Annotated in this window: 23 protein-coding genes and 1 tRNA gene; 21 read left to right on the forward strand and 3 right to left on the reverse strand. The window is 38.1% G+C overall.

Annotated features, from left to right (window positions below; genetic code table 11):
• The first annotated feature begins 182 nt into the window (after window positions 1-182).
• From OS139_RS04355 to asnB, 4 genes are all read left to right on the forward strand, one after another.
• Entirely contained in the window at window positions 183-749 is a 567-nt protein-coding gene (locus OS139_RS04355; protein WP_002302607.1) for a TetR/AcrR family transcriptional regulator, read from the forward strand.
• 144 nt (window positions 750-893) lie between these two features.
• Window positions 894-981, forward strand: a tRNA-Ser gene (locus tag OS139_RS04360).
• A 338-nt stretch (window positions 982-1,319) separates the two neighbouring features.
• Complete coding sequence (bsh, locus tag OS139_RS04365) at window positions 1,320-2,294, forward strand: choloylglycine hydrolase (RefSeq protein WP_002306408.1); 975 nt, start codon at window positions 1,320-1,322, stop codon at window positions 2,292-2,294.
• A 324-nt stretch (window positions 2,295-2,618) separates the two neighbouring features.
• A complete protein-coding gene (gene asnB / locus OS139_RS04370; RefSeq protein ID WP_002293915.1) occupies window positions 2,619-4,514 on the forward strand; it encodes an asparagine synthase (glutamine-hydrolyzing) in 1,896 nt (631 codons plus the stop codon).
• 193 nt (window positions 4,515-4,707) lie between these two features.
• On the opposite strand, the gene OS139_RS04375 is transcribed toward asnB, so the two are convergent.
• Window positions 4,708-5,154: a DUF2188 domain-containing protein gene (locus OS139_RS04375; protein ID WP_002293914.1), complete on the reverse strand. Its 447-nt coding sequence runs from the start codon at window positions 5,152-5,154 to the stop codon at window positions 4,708-4,710.
• Window positions 5,155-5,368: 214 nt separating this feature from the next.
• Here OS139_RS04375 and rpmG point away from each other — a divergent pair, with 214 nt between their 5' ends.
• Both rpmG and OS139_RS04385 read left to right on the forward strand, forming a co-directional pair.
• On the forward strand, window positions 5,369-5,533 hold the full coding sequence (gene rpmG, locus OS139_RS04380) for a 50S ribosomal protein L33 (RefSeq protein ID WP_002320810.1): 165 nt from the start codon (window positions 5,369-5,371) through the stop codon (window positions 5,531-5,533).
• A gap of 87 nt (window positions 5,534-5,620) precedes the next feature.
• On the forward strand, window positions 5,621-6,139 hold the full coding sequence (locus OS139_RS04385; protein WP_002331480.1) for a dihydrofolate reductase: 519 nt from the start codon (window positions 5,621-5,623) through the stop codon (window positions 6,137-6,139).
• A 76-nt stretch (window positions 6,140-6,215) separates the two neighbouring features.
• Here the strand turns inward: OS139_RS04385 and OS139_RS04390 are convergent, their stop codons facing one another.
• The gene (locus OS139_RS04390) at window positions 6,216-7,172 is read right to left on the reverse strand and encodes an ABC transporter substrate-binding protein (RefSeq protein ID WP_325066811.1); all 957 of its coding nucleotides are present in this window, start codon (window positions 7,170-7,172) and stop codon (window positions 6,216-6,218) included.
• A 165-nt stretch (window positions 7,173-7,337) separates the two neighbouring features.
• On the opposite strand from OS139_RS04390, the gene OS139_RS04395 reads away from it, so the two are divergent.
• The 10 genes from OS139_RS04395 to OS139_RS04440 all read left to right on the forward strand — a co-directional run bounded on the left by OS139_RS04395 (window position 7,338) and on the right by OS139_RS04440 (window position 15,467).
• On the forward strand, window positions 7,338-8,144 hold the full coding sequence (locus OS139_RS04395) for an ABC transporter ATP-binding protein (protein ID WP_002293905.1): 807 nt from the start codon (window positions 7,338-7,340) through the stop codon (window positions 8,142-8,144).
• Window positions 8,141-9,130 (forward strand): FecCD family ABC transporter permease, encoded by a 990-nt coding sequence (locus OS139_RS04400; protein WP_325066812.1) that lies wholly within the window; start codon window positions 8,141-8,143, stop codon window positions 9,128-9,130. Before OS139_RS04395 ends, OS139_RS04400 begins: the two co-directional genes overlap by 4 nt.
• Window positions 9,127-10,131, forward strand: a complete 1,005-nt coding sequence (locus tag OS139_RS04405; protein WP_325066813.1) for a FecCD family ABC transporter permease — start codon at window positions 9,127-9,129, stop codon at window positions 10,129-10,131. The genes OS139_RS04400 and OS139_RS04405 overlap by 4 nt, the downstream gene beginning before the upstream one ends.
• 131 nt (window positions 10,132-10,262) lie before the next feature.
• Complete coding sequence (locus OS139_RS04410) at window positions 10,263-10,805, forward strand: 5-formyltetrahydrofolate cyclo-ligase (RefSeq protein ID WP_002289886.1); 543 nt, start codon at window positions 10,263-10,265, stop codon at window positions 10,803-10,805.
• A gap of 19 nt (window positions 10,806-10,824) precedes the next feature.
• Window positions 10,825-11,523 carry a rhomboid family intramembrane serine protease gene (locus OS139_RS04415; protein ID WP_002331478.1) on the forward strand — a complete coding sequence of 233 codons (699 nt, stop codon included), beginning with the start codon at window positions 10,825-10,827 and terminating at the stop codon, window positions 11,521-11,523.
• 20 nt (window positions 11,524-11,543) lie between these two features.
• Window positions 11,544-11,756, forward strand: coding sequence for a YqgQ family protein (locus tag OS139_RS04420; protein ID WP_002293902.1), 213 nt, complete (start codon window positions 11,544-11,546; stop codon window positions 11,754-11,756).
• Complete coding sequence (locus OS139_RS04425; protein WP_002293901.1) at window positions 11,756-12,718, forward strand: ROK family glucokinase; 963 nt, start codon at window positions 11,756-11,758, stop codon at window positions 12,716-12,718. Before OS139_RS04420 ends, OS139_RS04425 begins: the two co-directional genes overlap by 1 nt.
• 17 nt (window positions 12,719-12,735) lie before the next feature.
• Complete coding sequence (locus OS139_RS04430; protein ID WP_002293900.1) at window positions 12,736-13,131, forward strand: rhodanese-like domain-containing protein; 396 nt, start codon at window positions 12,736-12,738, stop codon at window positions 13,129-13,131.
• Between the two features lie 162 nt (window positions 13,132-13,293).
• The gene (locus OS139_RS04435) at window positions 13,294-13,659 is read left to right on the forward strand and encodes a DUF488 domain-containing protein (RefSeq protein WP_002330097.1); all 366 of its coding nucleotides are present in this window, start codon (window positions 13,294-13,296) and stop codon (window positions 13,657-13,659) included.
• Window positions 13,656-15,467, forward strand: a complete 1,812-nt coding sequence (locus tag OS139_RS04440) for an FAD/NAD(P)-binding protein (RefSeq protein WP_002331477.1) — start codon at window positions 13,656-13,658, stop codon at window positions 15,465-15,467. Before OS139_RS04435 ends, OS139_RS04440 begins: the two co-directional genes overlap by 4 nt.
• A gap of 61 nt (window positions 15,468-15,528) precedes the next feature.
• Here OS139_RS04440 and OS139_RS04445 read toward each other — a convergent pair whose 3' ends face one another.
• Window positions 15,529-15,696 (reverse strand): DUF3042 family protein, encoded by a 168-nt coding sequence (locus OS139_RS04445; protein ID WP_002288457.1) that lies wholly within the window; start codon window positions 15,694-15,696, stop codon window positions 15,529-15,531.
• Window positions 15,697-15,944: 248 nt separating this feature from the next.
• Between OS139_RS04445 and galE the strand changes: the two genes are divergently transcribed.
• The 5 genes from galE to rimI all read left to right on the forward strand — a co-directional run bounded on the left by galE (window position 15,945) and on the right by rimI (window position 20,871).
• A complete protein-coding gene (gene galE, locus OS139_RS04450) occupies window positions 15,945-16,934 on the forward strand; it encodes a UDP-glucose 4-epimerase GalE (protein WP_002331476.1) in 990 nt (329 codons plus the stop codon).
• 11 nt (window positions 16,935-16,945) lie between these two features.
• On the forward strand, window positions 16,946-18,430 hold the full coding sequence (galT, locus tag OS139_RS04455) for a UDP-glucose--hexose-1-phosphate uridylyltransferase (RefSeq protein ID WP_002288451.1): 1,485 nt from the start codon (window positions 16,946-16,948) through the stop codon (window positions 18,428-18,430).
• A 22-nt stretch (window positions 18,431-18,452) separates the two neighbouring features.
• Complete coding sequence (locus OS139_RS04460; RefSeq protein ID WP_002288449.1) at window positions 18,453-19,433, forward strand: LacI family DNA-binding transcriptional regulator; 981 nt, start codon at window positions 18,453-18,455, stop codon at window positions 19,431-19,433.
• Window positions 19,434-19,622: 189 nt separating this feature from the next.
• Window positions 19,623-20,345, forward strand: a complete 723-nt coding sequence (gene tsaB / locus OS139_RS04465) for a tRNA (adenosine(37)-N6)-threonylcarbamoyltransferase complex dimerization subunit type 1 TsaB (protein ID WP_033655690.1) — start codon at window positions 19,623-19,625, stop codon at window positions 20,343-20,345.
• Window positions 20,329-20,871: a ribosomal protein S18-alanine N-acetyltransferase gene (gene rimI / locus OS139_RS04470; RefSeq protein ID WP_002293890.1), complete on the forward strand. Its 543-nt coding sequence runs from the start codon at window positions 20,329-20,331 to the stop codon at window positions 20,869-20,871. Before tsaB ends, rimI begins: the two co-directional genes overlap by 17 nt.
• The last annotated feature ends 2 nt before the right edge of the window (window positions 20,872-20,873 follow it).

Consider the following 20,873-nt stretch of genomic DNA (forward strand, 5'->3'; position numbering starts at 1 on the left):
AACTAAAAATGTAAGGGAACCCATTGAATTTAACCAAATTTTTTTAATTTTGCAAAAAAAGTTAAAGAAGACTGAGAAAAAAATTTAAAATATAACGTTTTGAGTAAAATGTTTGCAAAAAATGCTAAAAATAGGGTACAATAAAACAACATATACTGCAGTAAAGAAGTGGGGGAGTTTTAATGAGAAGAAAAGTCTATACCAAGGATCAAATTCTAAAAGCTGCTTATGATGTTGTTGCAAAGGAAGGGTTTAAAGGATTTACTGCGAGAAATATTGCTAAAAAGATGGGGATTTCGACACAGCCGATTTATCTGGAATTCAAAAACATGGAAGATTTAAAAAATACGTTGCTGGATTCTATCTTTGAACAACTAAAAGAAGATGTTTTCCCTATTGAACGTACTGGTGATAAAATCATTGATCTCGGTTTGAACTATATCTACTTTGCAAAAAAGCATCATAGTCTTTACATGGCATTGTACATTGATGAACATGGGGACGGAAAGAAAATGCATGATTTTTCATACAATTATTTCTGTGAAATAGTTAAAGAAGATGAAAGATACAATCAATTATCGGATGAATATGTCGATGCTCTGCATACTGGTACGTGGGTAGCAGTGACTGGCTTAGCGTCATTGATGTCATCAAATATCATGCATCCAACAGAAGAACAAATCATTGCACTGATCAAACGGACAATTGACTCGATTTTAGCATTAGATAATCCTGAAATAATCAGATAGTGTTCTATCAGTATGAATTTGATCGGTAAGTCCGTTGGCTGCAAACTGTCAATGGACTTTTTTTCTAAAAAAAGCGATTTCTGTTATTTATCTATTAGAAATAGGCTTGACATTTCGTGGAAAAAGTTTAAAAATAGTACTTACGGAAGGTTGGCAGAGTGGTAATGCACCGGACTCGAAATCCGGCGAACCGGCTAATACCGGCGCGCAGGTTCAAATCCTGTACCTTCCTTATATCAACGATTAGAGGTTGTGAAGAAGCTGTCTTGCATCAAGTAATAAGAACGGCCAAACAAAAATAGCTCTTCCTATTTTTTCATTTGGTTGGGCTTATTACTGCAGATGCAAGCTTTTGAACACCGTTTGTTCGGAATAAGGGGCTGTGACAATGCTTTTGTCACAGCCCCTTATTTTTGTTGTACTTTTAGCCTACAATATTTTTTGATTCCCCCTGAGTACTATTTTTTATAAATGCTAGTAAATCAATCTTCTTTGGCTTTTTTTTTGATAAAAAAAAATACTAGATGTAAGATAAAAGTGTAAAAACGATTTGTTTTAGGAGGGGAAACGATGTGTACCGCAATCACTTATGCAACGAAAGACCATTATTTTGGAAGGAATTTTGATTATGAGATGTCTTATAATGAAGTAGTCACTATTACTCCAAGAAATTATCGTTTCGATTTTAGAAAGGTAAAAAATTTAGATAAACATTATGCAATGATTGGGATAGCAGCTGGGGTAGCCAACTATCCACTCTATTATGAGGCTACAAATGAAAAAGGGTTGAGTATGGCAGGACTGAATTTTCCTGGCAATGCTGATTATAAAGAATTACAAGAAGGAAAAGATAACGTTGCACCATTTGAGTTTATTCCATGGATACTAGGGCAATGCTCAACCATAGACGAAGCTAAAGAATTATTGGCTACTATCAATCTAGTCAATATCGATTTTAGTGAAAAACTACCCTTGTCACCTTTACACTGGTTATTAGCTGATAAAGAAAAATCGATAGTAATTGAAAGTATGAAAGATGGACTTCATTTATATGATAATCCTGTCGGTGTGTTGACAAATAATCCGCCATTTGATTATCAATTATTTAATCTGAACAATTATCGCTCGCTATCAAATGGAACACCAGAAAATCATTTTTCAAACCAGATCAGCTTGAATGTTTATAGTCGTGGGATGGGAGGATTAGGCTTACCTGGAGATCTCTCTTCTGTTTCTCGATTTGTAAAAGCCACATTTACTAAAATGAATGCTGCATCAGGTGATTCAGAATCTGAAAGTATCAGTCAATTTTTTCATATACTAGGCTCAGTCGAGCAACAAAAAGGAGTATGCGATACTGGAGAAGGAAAATACGAATATACGATTTATTCTTCTTGCTGTAACGTTGATAAAGGGATTTATTATTATCGTACGTATGAAGACAGTCAGATTACTGCTGTAAATATGAATAAAGAAGACTTGGATCGTCATGAATTGGTCAGTTATCCAGTCATAAAAGAGCAACAGATAAACTATGTCAATTAATTAATGAATAGATCCGTTTGGTATCATATTTTCTGATACAGTCATAATTAGACACGATCTTTAGGTCGTGTCTTTTTTTGCTGGTTTTTTTGGAAATAGCATCCACTAATATTTTTTTAACACGAAGAGAATAAGATAGCCTCAAAAAAGAAAACATGGTAAATTAGATATTGGGACTTTATTTTCTGTAAAAACAGAAACTTTCATCTTTTGTTTTCACGTGACGAAACTGTAAGAGAGAAAATATTCGTCCGCTATTTATTCTATGATAAGATGCATATGAATGAAATAAACAGTAATTTTATATTAGGATGTGAAAGTTAAATGTGCGGTATTGTAGGTTTTGTTAACGACAAGGACAACAAAAAAACAATTATTAATACAATGATGGATCGAATCGTTCACCGTGGACCTAATAGTTCAGGAGAATATATCGATAAACATGTTGCTTTAGGATTCAGAAGATTAAGTATTATTGACTTAGAGGGCGGTACTCAGCCTATTTACAATGAAGATCGGACAAAGATCATTATTTTTAATGGCGAAATCTATAATTACCAGCCTTTGAGAGAAGAATTGATTGCAGCTGGCCACGTTTTTCAAACACATGCAGATACAGAAGTCCTTTTGCATGGTTACGAAGAATGGGGAACAGAATTATTGCAAAAGATCCGCGGAATGTTTGCTTTTGCTATTTGGGATAATGAAAAGAATGAGTTATTCGGTGCAAGAGACCACTTTGGGATCAAACCATATTATTATGCAGAAATGAACGGAACATTTATGTTTGGTTCAGAAATCAAAAGTTTTCTGCCTCATCCTGATTTTAACAAAGAATTGAACAAAGAAGCGTTGAAACCTTATATGACTTTCCAATATTCTCCATTAAACGGCGAAACATTCTTCAAAGATGTCTATCGTTTGCCTGAAGGCCATTATTATACGTATAAAGATGGAAAACTAGACATTCAGCAATATTGGGATGCAGATTTTGAAACAAAAGAAACGCATTCCCGACAAGAATGGATCGAAAAAATCGACGAAACCGTTCAAGCTTCTATTGAAGCACATACGGTCAGTGATGTAGAAGTTGGTTCTTTCTTATCCAGCGGGGTTGATTCCAGTTATGTAACCTCTGTATTGAAACCAGATCATTCTTTCTCAATCGGGTTTGATGATAAAACCTATAATGAAGCGATTGAAGCCAGAAAACTAACCGAACTATTGGACTTAGATAATACAGCAGCAGTGATCGACGGAGACATGTCGTTCAAAGCATTCCCTTTGATCCAGTATCACTTAGATGAACCTGATTCAAATCCTTCTTGCGTACCTTTGTACTTTTTAGCAAATCTTGCTTCACAAAGCGTGCGGGTAGTCCAATCTGGAGAAGGGGCGGATGAACTGTTTGCGGGATACCAAACGTATGGATTCCATACGAATTCAAAATTCATCCGTGTGATTGCTCAAGGATTGAAAAAATTACCAAAAGGAACACGCTATAATTTAGGACGTAAAATCGGAAAAATGAAAAATTTCCATGGACGGATCCATTTATATGAATCACTTGCTCCTGCAAAAGAATATTTTATCGGTCATGCTCGAGTGTTCGAAGAATCAGAAGCATCAGAAGTGTTGACACCAAAATATCAAACAGCACCATCTGTGGATGAAATCATGACTGTTCATTACGAGAAAACAGAAGGAATCAAAGATGAAGTCAATAAGATGCAATATGTCGATCTTCATCAATGGATGCCAAAAGATATCTTGTTGAAGGCAGATAAACTTTCTATGGCAAGTTCTTTGGAAGTCCGAGTACCTTTATTGGATATCGAAGTCATGAAATTGGCTCAACAAATACCAAGTAAGTTCTTATTGAATCAAAACAACACAAAAGATATTTTCAGACAAGCTGCGAACAAACATCTTCCGGAAGAATGGTCGAATCGTGTGAAATTAGGATTCCCTGTGCCAATCAAAGCTTGGTTGAAAGAAGAACACGGCTACGAACAAGTCAAAGCATTATTCGAAGCAGATTTTGCAAAAGAATTTTTTGATCAAGAAAAAATCATGAAGTTGCTAGATGACCATCACGAAGGACGTAAAGAAGAGCAAAGAAAAATCTGGACAATCTTCAGTTTCTTGACATGGTATAAAGTCTACTTTGTAGATGAAACGATTCCGCAAGCAGAAGCAATCGACTATGTGACTGTTTGATGAAAATCAAATATCAATAAAAAATAGGTTTTCTCCTACCGTTTAACACCGAGTGATAAGAAAAAATTTCAAAAAACAGTTCTTCCCGTTTTATAGATATTATGACTTGTGGTTCGGAGTTGGCAGAGGAACACCATTGTTTCGAACATAAGGGGTTGTGACACGATTTTCGTCACAACCCCTTTACATATGTTCAATAATCGATTTCTTTTTCTTTTGTCCCATCTTTTTTATAAATGACCAAAGTTGATTCTTTGTTTTGTGCTACTTGCTTTCCTTTTTCGATCGCTTCTTTCTTTGTATCAAAATGGTTGCTAGCCTTTTTTGCTCCTTTAGATTTCACGATCCATTGTTCTTCGGCATATTCTACGATCACATCTGAATCAAGCAATTTTCCGGCACGAGGATTCGTATCATGTTTATCCGACTTACTTGGATTTTTTTCTTTTTCGAATGTTCGTCTTTCTGATTCACTAGCATTTTCATACCACTCTTTTGCTTGATCAATGGCAATTGGGATCGCACGGCTATCAGGGTAACCCTCGTCTAATAGAGCATTTGCGATGTCGATCGCCTTTTTTCTTGTCAGTTTATCTAAGTTTTTCATTGATGCAGGAAAGTCCTTCATGTTCCATGGCATATTAGTATCCCCCTTTATTTAAAAAAACATAGTCTCTATAAACAAGTGTAAGGGTATTTATACAAAAAGAAAAAGATTTTGTCTGAGAAGTAAAACCGTTGTATTTATCGTCAAGTAGTTTTACTTAACAAAATCGTGAAAAACACTAGCAATCTAGAAAAAATCATGGTAAGATAATCAAGTCTGAGAGTCATCTTAGAGGATTCTTGTAAAAATGGGAGGGAAAAACATGCGCGTAAACATCACTTTAGAGTGTACTTCTTGTAAAGAACGTAACTATCTAACAAGCAAAAACAAACGTAACAATCCTGATCGTTTGGAAAAACAAAAATATTGCCCACGCGAACGCAAAGTTACTTTGCACCGTGAAACAAAATAATGTTTTTAAAGTTCTCAATTCCTTGCTGGTCAAAGAATTGAGACTTTTTTTATCTCAAAACATCTAAAATCATAAGGAGCGGATAATATGTTTATTTCCATGTGGGCACAAGATAAAAATGGTCTGATCGGCAAAAATGGTTTGTTACCATGGCGATTGCCAAATGATATGCGTTTCTTTCGCGAACATACAATGGATCGAATTTTAGTGATGGGAAGAAAGACCTATGAAGGAATGGGGGATCTTTCACTTCCTTATCGCCATATCATCGTGTTGACAAAGCAACCAAATTTTCGTACGAAAGAAAATGCGGAAGTAATGCATTCGATCGATGAACTTTTGTCGTATAGTCAAACGATCTCAGAAGATATCTATGTTTCGGGTGGTAGTCGGATTTTTCAAGAACTTCTTCCTTACACTGGTCGGATCTGGCGAACATTGATCGATAGCACGTTTGAAGGCGATACGTATATTGGGAATATTGATTTTTCAGACTTCACCCTTATAGAGGAGTATGAGGGGATAACGGATCAAGAAAATCTATATGCCCATCGTTTTCAAAAATGGGAAAGAGTAAAAAATAGGGTTGCTTCAAAAGAAGAATAAAATCTATGCGTCTAGTTTGTTAATAAGAACAAAAGCATCTTACGACTAATCGTGAAGATGCTTTTTTTAGTTAAAATCAATTTAGTTTTTCTTTGATATCATTGACCATTTCCTGACTGGCAATAGGTCCGTTATATAGCCAGCTAGATTCAGGTCCGAATTGCAGTACATGATTGTCTGTCACTGCTTTAAGATTCTTCCAGCTTGGTTCATTGAACATGGCAGCATCTTTGTCACTGTTCACAAGGATGATGTAGTCAGCATCTAATTCAGCTAGCTTTTCAGAGGAAACAGCAGACCAGTCAGAAGTGGCTTTTTTGGAGACCTCTTCCACTAGATCAGGAACACCAAATTCCAGATCGTCGTATACGATTCTTCCACTTGACCGATTTTTGCTGACCATAAAGGCTGAGTTGTTGGTCACCCACAACACTGCAGCTGTCTTGTTCTCGATTTTATCTGCTAGTTCTTCTCGAGTTTTCTTGATGGATTTTTGATAATCGGAAATGATTTTTTCTGCCTCTTTTTCTTTTGCCAAAGCTTTGCCGACATCTTTTAGTTGTTCTTCCCATGTGATATCTGTTCCGTTTTTTACAACATAAGTTGGCGCGATTTTGCTATATTGTTCGTATTTCCCGCCTTCGACAGTAGCGGAAGAAGAAATCAACAGCAAATCAGGTTCAAAGCTTAACACTTTCTCATAAGGAAGATCATAAGAAATCGTTGGGACATCCTTTAAATCATCTTGCAGATAATCTTGAATGGAACCACTGCCAACAGTCCACTGGGCGATAGGTTTTTCCCCTAGTGCAATCAGATAGTCTTCTAAGTAACTGCCGATGATCCGTTTGGGCGCGTTTGGAATCTCTACTTTATGTCCAAGTGTATCTGTGACTGTATGAGTACTATTGGATGAAGTCGTCGAATTGGCAGTTGTAGCTGTTTCTTTATCTGAAGAGGGGGAGCAAGCGCTCAGTACTCCAGCCAGCAGCAATATGCTAGATAATGTGAATACTTTTGTTTTTAATTTCATTTCTTTCCTCCTGACATAATTGAGAATCTTTCTCATTGGTTATTATTCCTGATATTTCGAACGCTGTCAACCGCTTCATTTGGCTATAGATATGAAAGTAGCGCTTGACGAAATGTTGAAACAGCGTCATAATTGAGAATGATTTTCAGCGAAAGGATGGGTGAAATGACGAGATTAAGAGCAGCTGACATTGCAGCCGGCTACGAAAACAAAAAAATCATTGAAAACATGTCTGTTACGATTCCTGAAGGGAAAATCACTAGTTTGATTGGGCCAAATGGAAGTGGAAAATCTACTTTATTGAAAAGTTTTACCCGTATACTACCTGTGAAATCAGGAAAGATCATTGTCAATAACTCTGATATCTCTACATACAGTTCAAAAGAACTTGCAAAAAAAATTGCATTATTAGCACAAACTAGTGAACACCCTACAGGTATGACAGTAGAAGAAGTAGTATCTTACGGACGATACCCTTATCAAAAACTGTTCAGTGGCATGGACACGCAAGATCATGAAGCAATCGAGTGGGCGTTGGATGCTACAGGTCTAGCTGGATTTCGTATGCGGGATATCGCAACGCTGTCTGGTGGACAAACCCAGCGTGTCTGGATCGCTATGGCGCTTGCTCAGGAAACAGATATCTTGATCTTGGATGAACCGACAACATTTTTAGATCCGGCACACCAATTAGAGATCCTACAGTTATTGACTGAAATCAATCAAATGAAACAAACAACGATCTTGATGTCGATTCATGACATTAATCATGCTTCACGTTTTTCAGATTATTTATTAGCAATGAAAAACGGTAAGTTGATCACAGAAGGTACACCTGAAGAAGTGATCACAAAAGAGTGTATGAAAAAAATATTTGAGATTGATGCAACGATTGTCACGCTTCCAAGAACAAATAAACCAGTTTTTCTAACCTATGATTTGTTGCCAAAAGAGCAGGAGGATCAATTATGAGGACTATGAAGAAAAATAGACTCCTGCTTTTGGTCTGTTTTGTTCTTTTGATTATTTTTTTTGTTGATCTTTCAAATGGCGCAGCGACTGTGGGAAAAGCAGATTTTTGGCAGGCGTTGTTTGATTTTGATAGATCAAAACAAAGTCACCAAATCATACGAAATATTCGTTTGCCTCGTGTGGCGGGAGCATTTCTTGTAGGGAGTTGTTTTGCATTGAGCGGTGCATTGATGCAAGGAGTGACAAGAAATCCTTTAGCAGATTCAGGCTTACTAGGAATCAACGCGGGTGCTTCGTTGGCAATGGCCCTTAGTTTTGCTTTTTGGCCTAAAGCTTCTGATTTTTCTGTATTTCTAATGTCATTGGCAGGTTCTTTTGCTGTAACTTTGCTCGTATTTGGTTTTTTGCAGTTTTCGAAAATGGGCATGAATCCTTTACAGCTTATTTTAGCTGGCGTAGCTATTAGTTCTTTTTTTACTGCTATCAGCCAAGCACTGACCCAATTCTTTAATCTGCAGCAGGATCTTGCTTTTTGGTTTGTAGGCGGAGCTGCCAATATCACATGGAAACAATTAGCAGTATTGTTTCCTTTATATATACTTGCTGTTTTGGTTTCTTTTTCATTAGGAAAAGCAATATCTTTGATTCATTTGAGTGAAACACATGCATTAGCTCTTGGAAGTCATCCTAAACGAACGCGGTTGATTGTTTTCTGTCTAGTCGCAGTGTTGGCAGCCATAGCAGTTTCGTTAGTCGGTCCAGTCTCCTTTATTGGACTGTTGGTTCCGCCAGTTGTTCGTGGAATGGTTGGAACGGACTATCGTTATGTTCTACCTGTCTCTTTTTTAGTTGGCGGTGGATTGGTTATGTTGGCGGATTTTACAGCGAGGATGATCAATCCCCCTTTTGAAACACCTTTTGGATTAGTCATTGCATTGATTGGCGTTCCGTTTTTACTGATACAAGTAAGGAGGGAACAACGGTGAAAAAAATATATTGGACGTTTTATTTCTTGCTTTTTGTACTTGTCATCCTGTCTATAGGTAGTTTGATGATTGGTACGCCTTTTATTTACCTGGATCAGCTTTTTGCCACGTTCATAGGGAAAGAATCATCTTCTTTGGCGCTGATTGTTAGAGAATTTCGAGTTCCTCGATTACTGATCAGTTTATTAGCAGGAGCTTGTCTTGGCGTTTCTGGTTATATCTTGCAAGGAGTAACAAGAAATGAATTGGCAGATTCTAGTATATTGGGCATTAATGCCGGAGCTGGATTTTTAGTGATGCTTTATTTAGGTTTCTTTTCGCACTATTCGCTGCCGTTTCTATTGCTAGTTGTAGCCTTTCTAGGTGGTGTTTTAGCTGCTTGCTGTGTCTATCTTGCGGCCTATGATCGAAATGGCTTTTTGGGTATGAATCGAATCTTATTGTCCGGTATTGCCGTTAATGCCGGCCTTTCTGCGTTAACATTGCTATGCACGATCCAATTATCTAAGGAAAATTATGGATTTGTGAATGCATGGTTAGCGGGATCAATCTGGGGTGCGAGCTGGCCTTATGTTTGGGCATTGCTTCCATGGGCGGTTATCTTAATTCCGCTAGGAGGACTTTATGCACAGAGGATTGGATTGCTATCATTTGGTCAAGAACGCGCGCAAGGATTAGGCCTTAACGTGGCTAAAAGTCAAAAAATCCTTTTGTTGTTAGCTGTTGCTTTGGCAAGCGGTAGTGTAGCGGTGACAGGTAGTTTATCTTTTGTAGGACTACTAGCTCCTCATGCTGCGAAGCTAGTCGTACGTAAAGAAAATAACTGGACCTTTGTTCTGAGCAGTTTGTTCGGTTCCATTTTTGTGCTTAGTGCAGATATGGTTGCTAGAGTGATTCTACCAAGTGGGGAAGTACCTACAGGAATTTTGATTGCCCTTTTTGGTGCGCCATATTTTCTGTATGCACTTTTTATCAGACAAAAACACGCGCTGAACAGTTGAAATTCATTAAAAAAGGAAGGCCAATCATTTCTAGGTCTTCTTTTTATTCTATTTATGCATTTATTTGAAAGTTCGATTGCTATTTTTCTTTTTTTCCTATACCATTTTATGAGAGAAGGAAGGGTGAGTTTTTGGACCAATTGAAAGTGAGATTACGCCGGAAAGGAATCGAAAAGCTGAAAAATCTGGCCAAAAGTGGCAAGAAAAAGGAAAAAGAACAGCGAATCTATAAACAGCTATTCGCCAGCGAGTACTGGAAGTCAGCAAAAGTGATAGGGACGACTTTATCGAATGAATTTGAACTGGATACACAGCCGGTTATCCAACGAGCAGAAAAAGAACAAAAGAAAATAGTTGTACCTAAAACTTTGCCGAAACGTCAGATGGCGTTTTATGAAATGGATGAACAGTCCGTTCTTGTACGTTCGAGTTTTGGTGTTCTTGAGCCACAATCAGAGAAGCTCTATTTGCCGGAGATGATCGATCTCCTCATTGTACCAGGTATTATCTACAATAGAGCCGGTTATCGAATCGGTTTTGGCGGTGGTTATTACGACCGGTATTTAAATAATTTTCATAAAAAAACATGTAGCCTTGTTTTTCGTGAACAATTGAATGAACAATGGCAACCGGAGAGCTTTGATCAGAAGATCCAACAATTGTTTATTGACTAAAATGAAATGGGAGGTTTTCATGAATTATCAACAGCAAATAAAATTGCGTGCATGGTTAAGACGACCGTTATGGACCTATGCTTTTTTAGAGATACAGACAGTGGTCTTCCTTATGATGGAATTATTTCCGCGACTTGAGATCCCTTATTATGCCGGAATGTATGGTCCTTATCTTGTTCACTTCAATGAATGGTGGCGTTTAGTGACACCAATCTTCATCCATTTTGGACTGATGCATTTCGTAATGAACTCACTGATATTGTATTTTATGGGGCAGCAAATCGAGGCAATCTATGGCCATTGGCGTTTTTTCTTGATTTATATGTTCAGCGGGATAATGGGAAATACAGCAAGCTTTGCTTTTAACGAAGCGAATGTTCTGTCTGGTGGTGCGAGTACTTCGATATTCGGTTTGTTCGGTGCGTTGTTTATCTTAGGGTTTCATTTTAAACATAACCCAGCGATCCAGCAGCTAGTCAGACATTTTCTTTTATTTATTGTGTTGACATTTGTTTTTGGTCTTCTGGATACCTCTGTAGATGTTTGGGGACATGTCGGTGGGCTAATTGGCGGATTAGTGTTAGGGAATGTTTTGGGTCTACCGAAACAACAGACAAGCTATTCGATACACCAAAGGATTCTTTCTACACTAGTTTTTGTATTTCTTTTTGTAATATGTATTTTACTGGGTTTAAAAAAATATGGTTTACTTGTATAATATGAAGGAAGTGCTTAAAGATGGAGAGCTTATATGATGTACAGCAGCTGTTCAAAAAATTTGGCATCTTTATCTATGTGGGTGCACGCATCTATGACATTGAATTAATGACTATCGAATTGCGTAATCTGTATGATAGCCGTTTGATTGATCATGATACATACATGACAGCGTGGCGCATATTAAAAAGAGAGCACCGAATTGAAGAAAGCCGAAAGAAAGGAAATTTGTAATGGACAAGAAGATTATTGGGATTGATTTAGGTGGAACAACAGCAAAATTTGCAATTTTAACACCAGAAGGAGAGATTCAACAAAAATGGAGCATCGATACCAATATTTTGGATGATGGTAAGCATATCGTTCCTGAAATCATTGAATCAATCAACCATCGTTTGAATTTATATAATATGAAAGCCGAAGACTTTATCGGAATCGGCATGGGTACCCCAGGAAGCGTGGACAGCGAAGCTGGAACGGTTATTGGTGCGTATAACTTAAACTGGACAGAAGTTCAATTTGTGAAAAAACTGATCGAGGCAGGAACAGGAATCAAATTCGCTATCGATAATGATGCGAATGTTGCTGCTTTAGGTGAACGATGGAAAGGTGCTGGAGAAAACGATCCAGACGTTGTATTCGTTACTCTAGGAACAGGTGTTGGCGGTGGTATCGTTGCTGGCGGAAATTTGATTCACGGCGTGAGCGGAGCAGGCGGAGAGATCGGCCATATCACTGTGGATCCTGAAGGGTTCGAATGTACTTGCGGTAAACGCGGATGTTTAGAAACTGTGTCTAGCGCTACTGGTGTGGTACGTCTAGGTCGTTACTTGGCAGAAGAATACGCAGGAGATTCAAAACTGAAAGCAATGTTAGACAACGGTGAAGAAGTAACAAGTAAAGATATCTTTGAAATGGCTCAAGAAGACGATCCGTTTGCATTGATGGTTGTTGATCGCGTATGCTTCTACTTAGGTTTAGCTTGCGCCAACTTGGGGAATACATTGAATCCGTCAAGTATTGTGTTAGGTGGAGGAGTATCGGCAGCAGGAGAATTTTTACGCAGCCGTGTAGAGAAATATTTTAAAGAATTTACTTTCCCGCAAGTAAGAGAATCAACAAAAATCAAATTAGCAGAGCTTGGTAATGAAGCTGGTGTCATTGGCGCTGCCTCATTAGCCTTGAAATTTGCTTAAAAAAACGGAGGCATTACATGGTTTTATGGGTAATTAATATCATTTTGCTATTGATTGTGCTTGCAATCATCTTTTGGGAAGTCTATCTACGAGTAATGGCCAAGCGTTCAGCAACGACTTTGACAGAAGAAGAATTTCGAGAAGGAATGAGAAAAGCACAAGTAATCGATGTTCGCGAAAAAGATGTGTTTGATGCTGGGCATATTTTAGGTGCAAGAAACATCCCTTACACTGTTTTGAAAGATTCATTAGGATCTATTCGAAAAGACCAGCCTGTTTATATTTACGATCAAAAGAAAAGTTTGAGCATCCGTACAGCAAATAAATTACGTAAAGCAGGTTATCAAGAGATTTATTTACTTAAGGGTGGATATGACGGATGGTCTGGAAAAATCAAAAGTAAAAAAGTATAAAACAGATGATTGTATGACAGCTTTAAAAACCGAATCAATCATTAGATTTTGACCAAGATCACATGAACGGCGCAATGAATAGTTGTGCCGTTCATTTTTTTTATTTTGTGCTATTATCTACATATATAAGCTAAGCGAAAAGGCAGAAAGAAGGAAACAACTATGATCAAATTAAAACGTGTTTACCTTGATGCTGAAAAAGAGGATGGCTATAGAATACTCGTGGATAGGTTCTGGCCCCGAGGAATTTCAAAAGAAAAAGCGCAGTTAGATCTGTGGTTGAAAGAAATTGCACCTAGTAATGAAGCACGCAAAACTTTTGACCATGTACCAGAACGATTTGCTTCATTTGCAAAGAAATACCAGCAAGAATTGATTTTCGAAGAAGAAAAGAAGCAAGCTATTCTTAAACTCAGTCAACTTATGAAAGAACATCCAGTCATTACTTTTGTTTATGGTGCAAAAAATGAACATCAGAACCATGCTGTTTTATTGAAAAAATTTATCGAAATGGAGGCATGCAAATGAAAATAGGGATCATTGGTGCCGGACCTAGAGGATTAAGTGTAGCAGAAAGGATTCTCCATAATAATCAGGGCAGACATTCTCTTGAACTTTTTCTTTTCGATCCCAATGGTCCTGGAGGTCGAGTTTGGCGGTTGAATCAGCCACCGGAGTTATTAATGAATTCTGTTTCTCAACAAGTGACGCTTTTTACAGATGAAACATTGTCCAGTGGAGGATTGGTAACACAGGGACCCAACTTGTTTCAATGGAGTAAAGGACCTGCTACAGATTATATCGAACAGACGGTAACCAAAAATAAGCAACTAATTATAGAAGAAATCAATCGTCTGGAAAAAGATCAGCAATCTACTCGATGTTTATACGGACTCTATCAACGCTGGTTTTTCTCAAAGTTGCAAGAAGAATTTCCAGCTTCTATTCAGTTTGTTTATTCTTTAGTAAAAAAAGTCAGCAAAAGAAAAGATGGTTATCTTTTACAGACAGATCAGCAAAGCTATTCTATCGATCAGCTTGTTTTAGCAAGCGGTCACTGGGAAAATGATGAGACAGAAGAAGAAAGAGTGTGGGTAGACTACGCAAAGAAAAATGATTTACTGTATCAGCTTCCTTCTAATCCTGCAGATGTCGATCTTTCGAAGATACCGCCTAAAGAAAATGTCTTTTTAAGAGGTCTAGGCTTAAGTTTTTTTGATTATGTCGGATTGTTTACAGTATCAAGAGGAGGGCGCTTCGAGAACGAAAAGGGAAAACTTGTCTATCATCCATCAGGCAAGGAACCGATTGTATACAGTGGATCAAGAAGGGGGCTCCCTTATTACCCTCGAGGAAGAAACCAAAAGCAAGGCGGAGCAATGGCATGGCCACGGTTACTAACAAAAGAAAACCTGGAGCAATGGCATCAGTCGGGATTTTTGACTGGCGAAACATTTTTTGACTATCTGAAAAAAGACGTTGAGTTGTTTTATTACAAGAAAATCATCGAAGAATATCATTTGCCGATTCCAAAGAAAAATTTTGAGCATGATTTTCTCTCCGTCTCTTCAGAGGAGTGTCTCGGAAAGCATCCAGCACTAATCCCTTATAGATGGGATTGGTCGTATTTAGAAATTCCTCTTACCTATCAGGATGAGTCCTTTGCAGAAGCTAGCCGAGCATTTATTGAAGGGCAGATAAAAGAAGCGGAAAAAGGCAATTGCACAGGAGCATTTGCTTCAACATTTGATGCATTAAAAGACTGGCGTGATCCAATCCGGCAGGCCATTGAATGGCACGTTTTTTCTGCAAAGGAATACAAAGAAATACTATGGGGATGGTTTACTCATCTAAATAGCTTTTTAACGATCGGTCCGCCAGTCATTCGGACGAAAGAATTAGCAGCACTGATAGATGCGGGTATTTTTCATTTGATCGAACCGCCACTTGATATTCAGCAAAAGCACAACCGCTATGTTATTTCTCTACAAGATAAAGAAATCAGCAGTCGCTATTTGATTGAAGCTCGATTGCCACAAACAAGCTTTTCTCGTTCAAGTAATCCTGTCATAAAAAATTTGAAGGAAAACAAACTTGTTCGCCCTTTTTCATTTTCAGATAATACAGGAAGTTATCATTCAGAAGCTATAGATGTTGAGCGAGGTACGAATCGCGTGATTGATGCTTCAGGGGAAATCCAGTCTGACTTTTATTGCTATGGAATACCTGTTGAAGGTGTGGATTGGCTAACTGCAGCAGTAGCTAGACCTTATACAGATCCATGGAATCTGAGACAGGCAGATAAAATAGCACAACTTATATTGACTGACAAATAAAAATACGCATGATGACTTATCTGTTCTTTCAAAAGTCTTCATGCGTATTTTTAAATAATTATTAACGAGAAACGCGTTTGCGCATTGCTTTTTTACGGTTTTCTTCGATCATTGCTTCTTTTTCGTCAATTGGATCGATCACTGTTTTTTTCACAGAAGCGACCAAACCAGCAACGGCAGCGGCTGTTGCCAGACTTCCTACTAATATTCCAGATACAAATTTTTTCATTGAATCCACCTCATTTATTATTTGTTATATCTATTATGGAACAAAAGAGAAAAAAAGGCTAGTTTTACGTTTGTTTGTAAACCTTTGCAAAAAATCCTTGAAAATGTTTACTAAATGTTTTATTATAAATTTACCATATGAATTTACGAAATTTTACTTTGTTTGTTTTCACCATAAAAGTAAACTTCGTTTTTTTAAATTATATAGAATCAACAAACACAATTTTACTAATCAAAGGAGTGTTTTTTATGACAATTTTAGTACTAGGCGGAGCCGGTTATATCGGTTCGCACGCTGTAGACCAGCTAGTTCAAAAGGGGTATCAAGTAGCTGTGGTAGATAATTTGCTCACAGGTCACAAACAAGCAGTACATCCAGATGCTCATTTTTATGAAGGAGACATCCGGGATAAAGAATTTCTACGTTCCGTATTTGAAAAGGAACCGATTGAAGGAGTAATCCATTTTGCTGCAAGCTCTTTAGTAGGAGAATCTGTCGAAAAACCATTGATGTATTTCAACAACAACGTATACGGTATGCAAATCTTACTTGAAGTCATGCACGAGTTCAATGTGAATAAAATCGTGTTCTCTTCTACTGCAGCAACTTACGGAGAACCAAAAGAGTCTCCAATCACAGAAGATACACCAGCTAATCCTAAAAATCCGTATGGTGAAAGTAAATTGATGATGGAAAAAATGATGAAGTGGTGTGACCAAGCATATGGCATGCGCTATGTCGCTTTGCGCTACTTCAATGTAGCCGGAGCAAAAGCAGATGCATCTATCGGAGAAGATCATACACCAGAAACGCATCTTGTCCCAATCATTTTACAAGTAGCTCTTGGTCAAAGAAAAGCCTTGGCTGTTTATGGAGACGATTATGATACACCAGATGGAACATGTATCAGAGATTATGTTCAAGTAGAAGATTTGATTGCTGCACATATTTTAGCTTTGGAATACATGAAAGAAGGAAATGAAAGCAACTTCTTCAATTTAGGCAGCAGCAAAGGATACTCAGTCAAGGAAATGCTAGAAGCAGCTAGAGAAGTGACAGGAAAAGAAATTCCAGCAGAAATAGCACCAAGAAGAGCTGGAGATCCTAGCCGATTAGTCGCTTCAAGTGAAAAAGCGAGAGAGATTCTGGGCTGGAAACCTGAATACACAGATATCAAAGCAATTATCAAAACAGCATGGGATTGGCATGTCAGCCATCCAAATGGTTATGAAGAATAGGGGAATGAGATATGTCAATCAGTCAAACGATTTGTGATTTTGCCACACTTGCGATCGAAGCTGGCGGATGGATGGAAATGGACCGCTTATATTTACAGAATCGTCTTTTAGGGATGGTAGGAGAAGATGCTCTAGAAAGCATTGAAGTAAGACCAGTTAAGGAAGAATCTGTAGACTTATTGGATCAGCTTGTCGCTAAGGCAAGAGAAAATGGTGTTCTTTCAGAATTGCCAGCAGAACAAGAGATTTTTGAAGCGCAATTAATGGATTTTCTCACACCGCCACCTTCAGTCGTCAATGCATTCTTTGCACAGCACTATTCGAAAAGCCCAGAGGAAGCAACTGAGTATTTCTTTAATTTAAGTAAGAAAAATGACTACATCAAAACAAGAGCCATCGCAAAAAACATCAAATTTCCGGCAGAGTCGGAGTATGGTGAACTGGAAATCACAATCAATTTATCTAAGCCAGAAAAAGATCCAAAACAAATCGCAGCAGAACGCGAGGCGGTAAAAGTAGACTATCCTACCTGCATGCTTTGCATGGAAAACGAAGGATATAGAGGTCGCTTGAACTATCCAGCCCGCACCAATCACCGGATTATTCGAATGAATCTAGACGGTGAAAGCTGGGGATTCCAATATTCCCCTTATGCTTATTACAATGAACATTCGATCATTTTATCAGAACAACACCGCCCGATGAAAATCACAAAGGAAACATTTGCTAGACTGCTTCGGATTACTGAAGTCTTGCCTCATTACTTTGTTGGTTCGAATGCTGACTTGCCGATTGTTGGAGGATCGATTCTTTCTCATGATCATTATCAGGCAGGACGTCATGAATTTCCTATGGCAAAAGCACCGATAGAAAAACTTATCAAACTAGAAGATTATCCGCAAGTCATCGCAGGAGTCGTGAAATGGCCGATGTCTGTGATCCGTTTGCAATCAACAGAGAAAAACTTGCTGATTGAAGCAGCTAACTCAGTATTGGAAAAGTGGAAAGCATATTCGGATGAAACAGTATCTATCAGAGCTTTTTCAGCAGATGGTACACCACACCATACGATTACGCCAATTGCACGAAGAAGGGACAATTACTTTGAGTTGGACCTTGTCCTTCGAGACAACAATGTTTCAGAAGAACATCCTGATGGGATTTTTCATCCACATAAAGATGTCCAACATATCAAAAAGGAGAACATTGGGTTGATCGAAGTAATGGGGCTTGCTGTTTTACCACCTCGTTTGAAACCAGAACTAGTAGAAGTAGAGCATTTCTTATTAGGAGAAGAAAACCAGATGGCTGAATATCATCGTCCGTGGGCAGAACAATTAAAAAAAGAACATCCTGATTTGACGAAAGATACGGTCACCGATGTCGTACAAAAATCTGTAGGTCAGGTTTTTGCACGTGTACTGGAAGACGCTGGAGTATTCAAGCGAGATGAAAAAGGACAGGCAGCGTTTGAACGATTTACTGCAATTTTATAAACGTAAAAAGGAGGAGAGACAAATGGCAACAATTAAAGACATTGCGCAGTTGGCAGGAGTTTCTCCTGCTACTGTTTCAAGAGTTCTCAACTATGATCCTGATCTTTCCGTTGGCTTAGCCACAAAGCAAAAAATTTTTGAAGCAGCAGAACGCTTAAATTATACGAAACATCGTAAAAATGCAGCAAATACTAAGCAAACGCTTCGCCTGATCCAGTGGTACGACGATACGGAAGAGCTTGAAGATCTTTATTATTTATCTATTCGCCTAGGAATCGAAAAAAAGGCAGAAGAAGCAAACGTTACTTTATTGAAAGAAACGTGGGATTCCATTAGTGATCTTCCGGCAGATGGAACGATCGCACTAGGAAAATTCGACGAAGCTCAATTATTAGAAATGAAAGGATCCCAAAATGCCTTGCTTTTGGTAGATTCTGACGGCACTTCTCAAGGAATCGACTCTCTAGTTGTCGACTTTAAGTCAAGTGTTCAAAAAGTCATTGAACACTTTGTCTCCCATAAAGCGCAACATATCGCTATGCTTGCTGGAACAGAATATACGAAGAAAAACCATCAGCGGCTAAAAGATCCCAGAATTATGGCATTTCAACAAGTTTTGGCAGAAAAAGGCTACGACGAAGGTCCAATTATCGAAGCAGATTTTTCTGTCGAGTCAGGATATCAAGCAGTTAAGCAGTATTTAAAAACGAATCCGCATGTTCCTGATGCGCTTTTTGCAGCTAATGATGCATTAGCGATTGGCGCACTGAAAGCGATTCAAGAAAAAGGTTTAGTGGTACCAGAAGATATTTCTGTGATGGGCTTCAATGATGTCAGTGTAGCGAAATATGTAACGCCCTCTCTTTCTACTGTAAAAGTTTATACCGAATGGATGGGAGAGCTAGCAGTGGAGACGATTCTTCAATTAAGTAATTCCAAAGCACCGGTTTCAAGAAAGATTATTGTGGAAACAGAGTTGATTATTCGAGAATCAACGAAATAAAAGATGGAAAAGCTGTGGGGAAATGGAGTGATACCGCAGCTTTTTTGTGTTTCAGGAAGGGCAAAATTTGCCCGCCAGCAGAAAATCATGTATCATTGTACTAGTTTTGCCTTTGGTATTTTCATCCTCAGAATAAAAAAGTATGCTACAATGGAAGGCGAGAATGTCATAGCAGAAAGGATCAAATATATGATTACATTAGGAATAGATACTGCAAACCAAACTTTGGCGATCGGTGTGGTAGAAGACGAACAAATTCTTGGACAAATACAAACAAATATCAAACGCAACCACAGTGTAACACTGATGCCTGCAATCGACCAATTGTTTGCAGATCTTCAAATAAGTCCAAAAGACATTGACCGAATCGCGGTTTCTGATGGTCCCGGTTCTTATACAGGGCTTCGTATAGGTGTAACGACAGCAAAAACGATTGCTTATACATTAGATAAAGAGCTAGTAGGAGTATCTAGTCTGAAAACCATCGCGGCTAATTGCATCGGTATGGATAATATTATTGTGCCCATGTTTGATGCTCGAAGAAAAAATGTATACGCTGGGGCATACCGCTGGAAAGAAAATAGATTAGAAACTGTACTTGAAGATGTACATATTTCTGCTTCTGATTTGTTCACACAACTACAAAAGCTGAATGAAGCTATTTATTTCGTCGGGAGTGATTGTCACAAATTCTTCTCTGAAATAAAGGAAATATTGCCTAGTGCAATGATTAATACAGTTCCAGCATGGGATATTCCAAGTGGTGTAACTGTGGCTCAATTAGGTGCTTTAGCTGAACCAGTTGCAGAGAAACAAGCTTTTCTTCCTCGCTATTTAAAACGGGTAGAAGCAGAAGAAAAATGGTTGGAGACGCACACACCTGGAGACGAAAGTTATGTTGAAAAAATTTAGAGCGTATGCCAGAAGCTTTTTTCAAGATAAAATGATTTATACAGAAAAAACAATCGAACAAATCGATCGTCGTTACGTACTAAGAGAATTGACTACAGAAGATATCAAAGAGCTGCTGGATGTCGAACGAGAAGTCTATAATGGCGAATTGCCATGGACAAAAAGTGCCTTTATATCAGAATTGAAGTCACCGCTTCCTCATCTATATCTAGGTATCTTTGATAATGGAAGAATGATTGGGTTTATCGGTTCAAGAGCGTTCGGTTTAGATTGCCATATCACGAATATTGCCGTTCGACCGGCATATCAGCGTAAACGAATCGGTTCGCTGCTTATTGACGAAATCGAGAACTTTGCTATAATGAATCGCTGTGAGACGATGTCATTAGAAGTGCGTATGAGTAATCAAGATGCACAAAGACTTTATCGGAAGTTAGGTTTTCAAGCAACAACGATCAAAAAAAGATATTACACTGAAACAAAAGAAGATGCATTGGATATGATAAAACTTTTAGAAAATGAGTGAGA

This window comes from Enterococcus sp. E4-223 (assembly GCF_035727065.1).
In the GTDB taxonomy this organism is placed as follows: Bacteria; Bacillota; Bacilli; order Lactobacillales; family Enterococcaceae; genus Enterococcus_B; species Enterococcus_B faecium.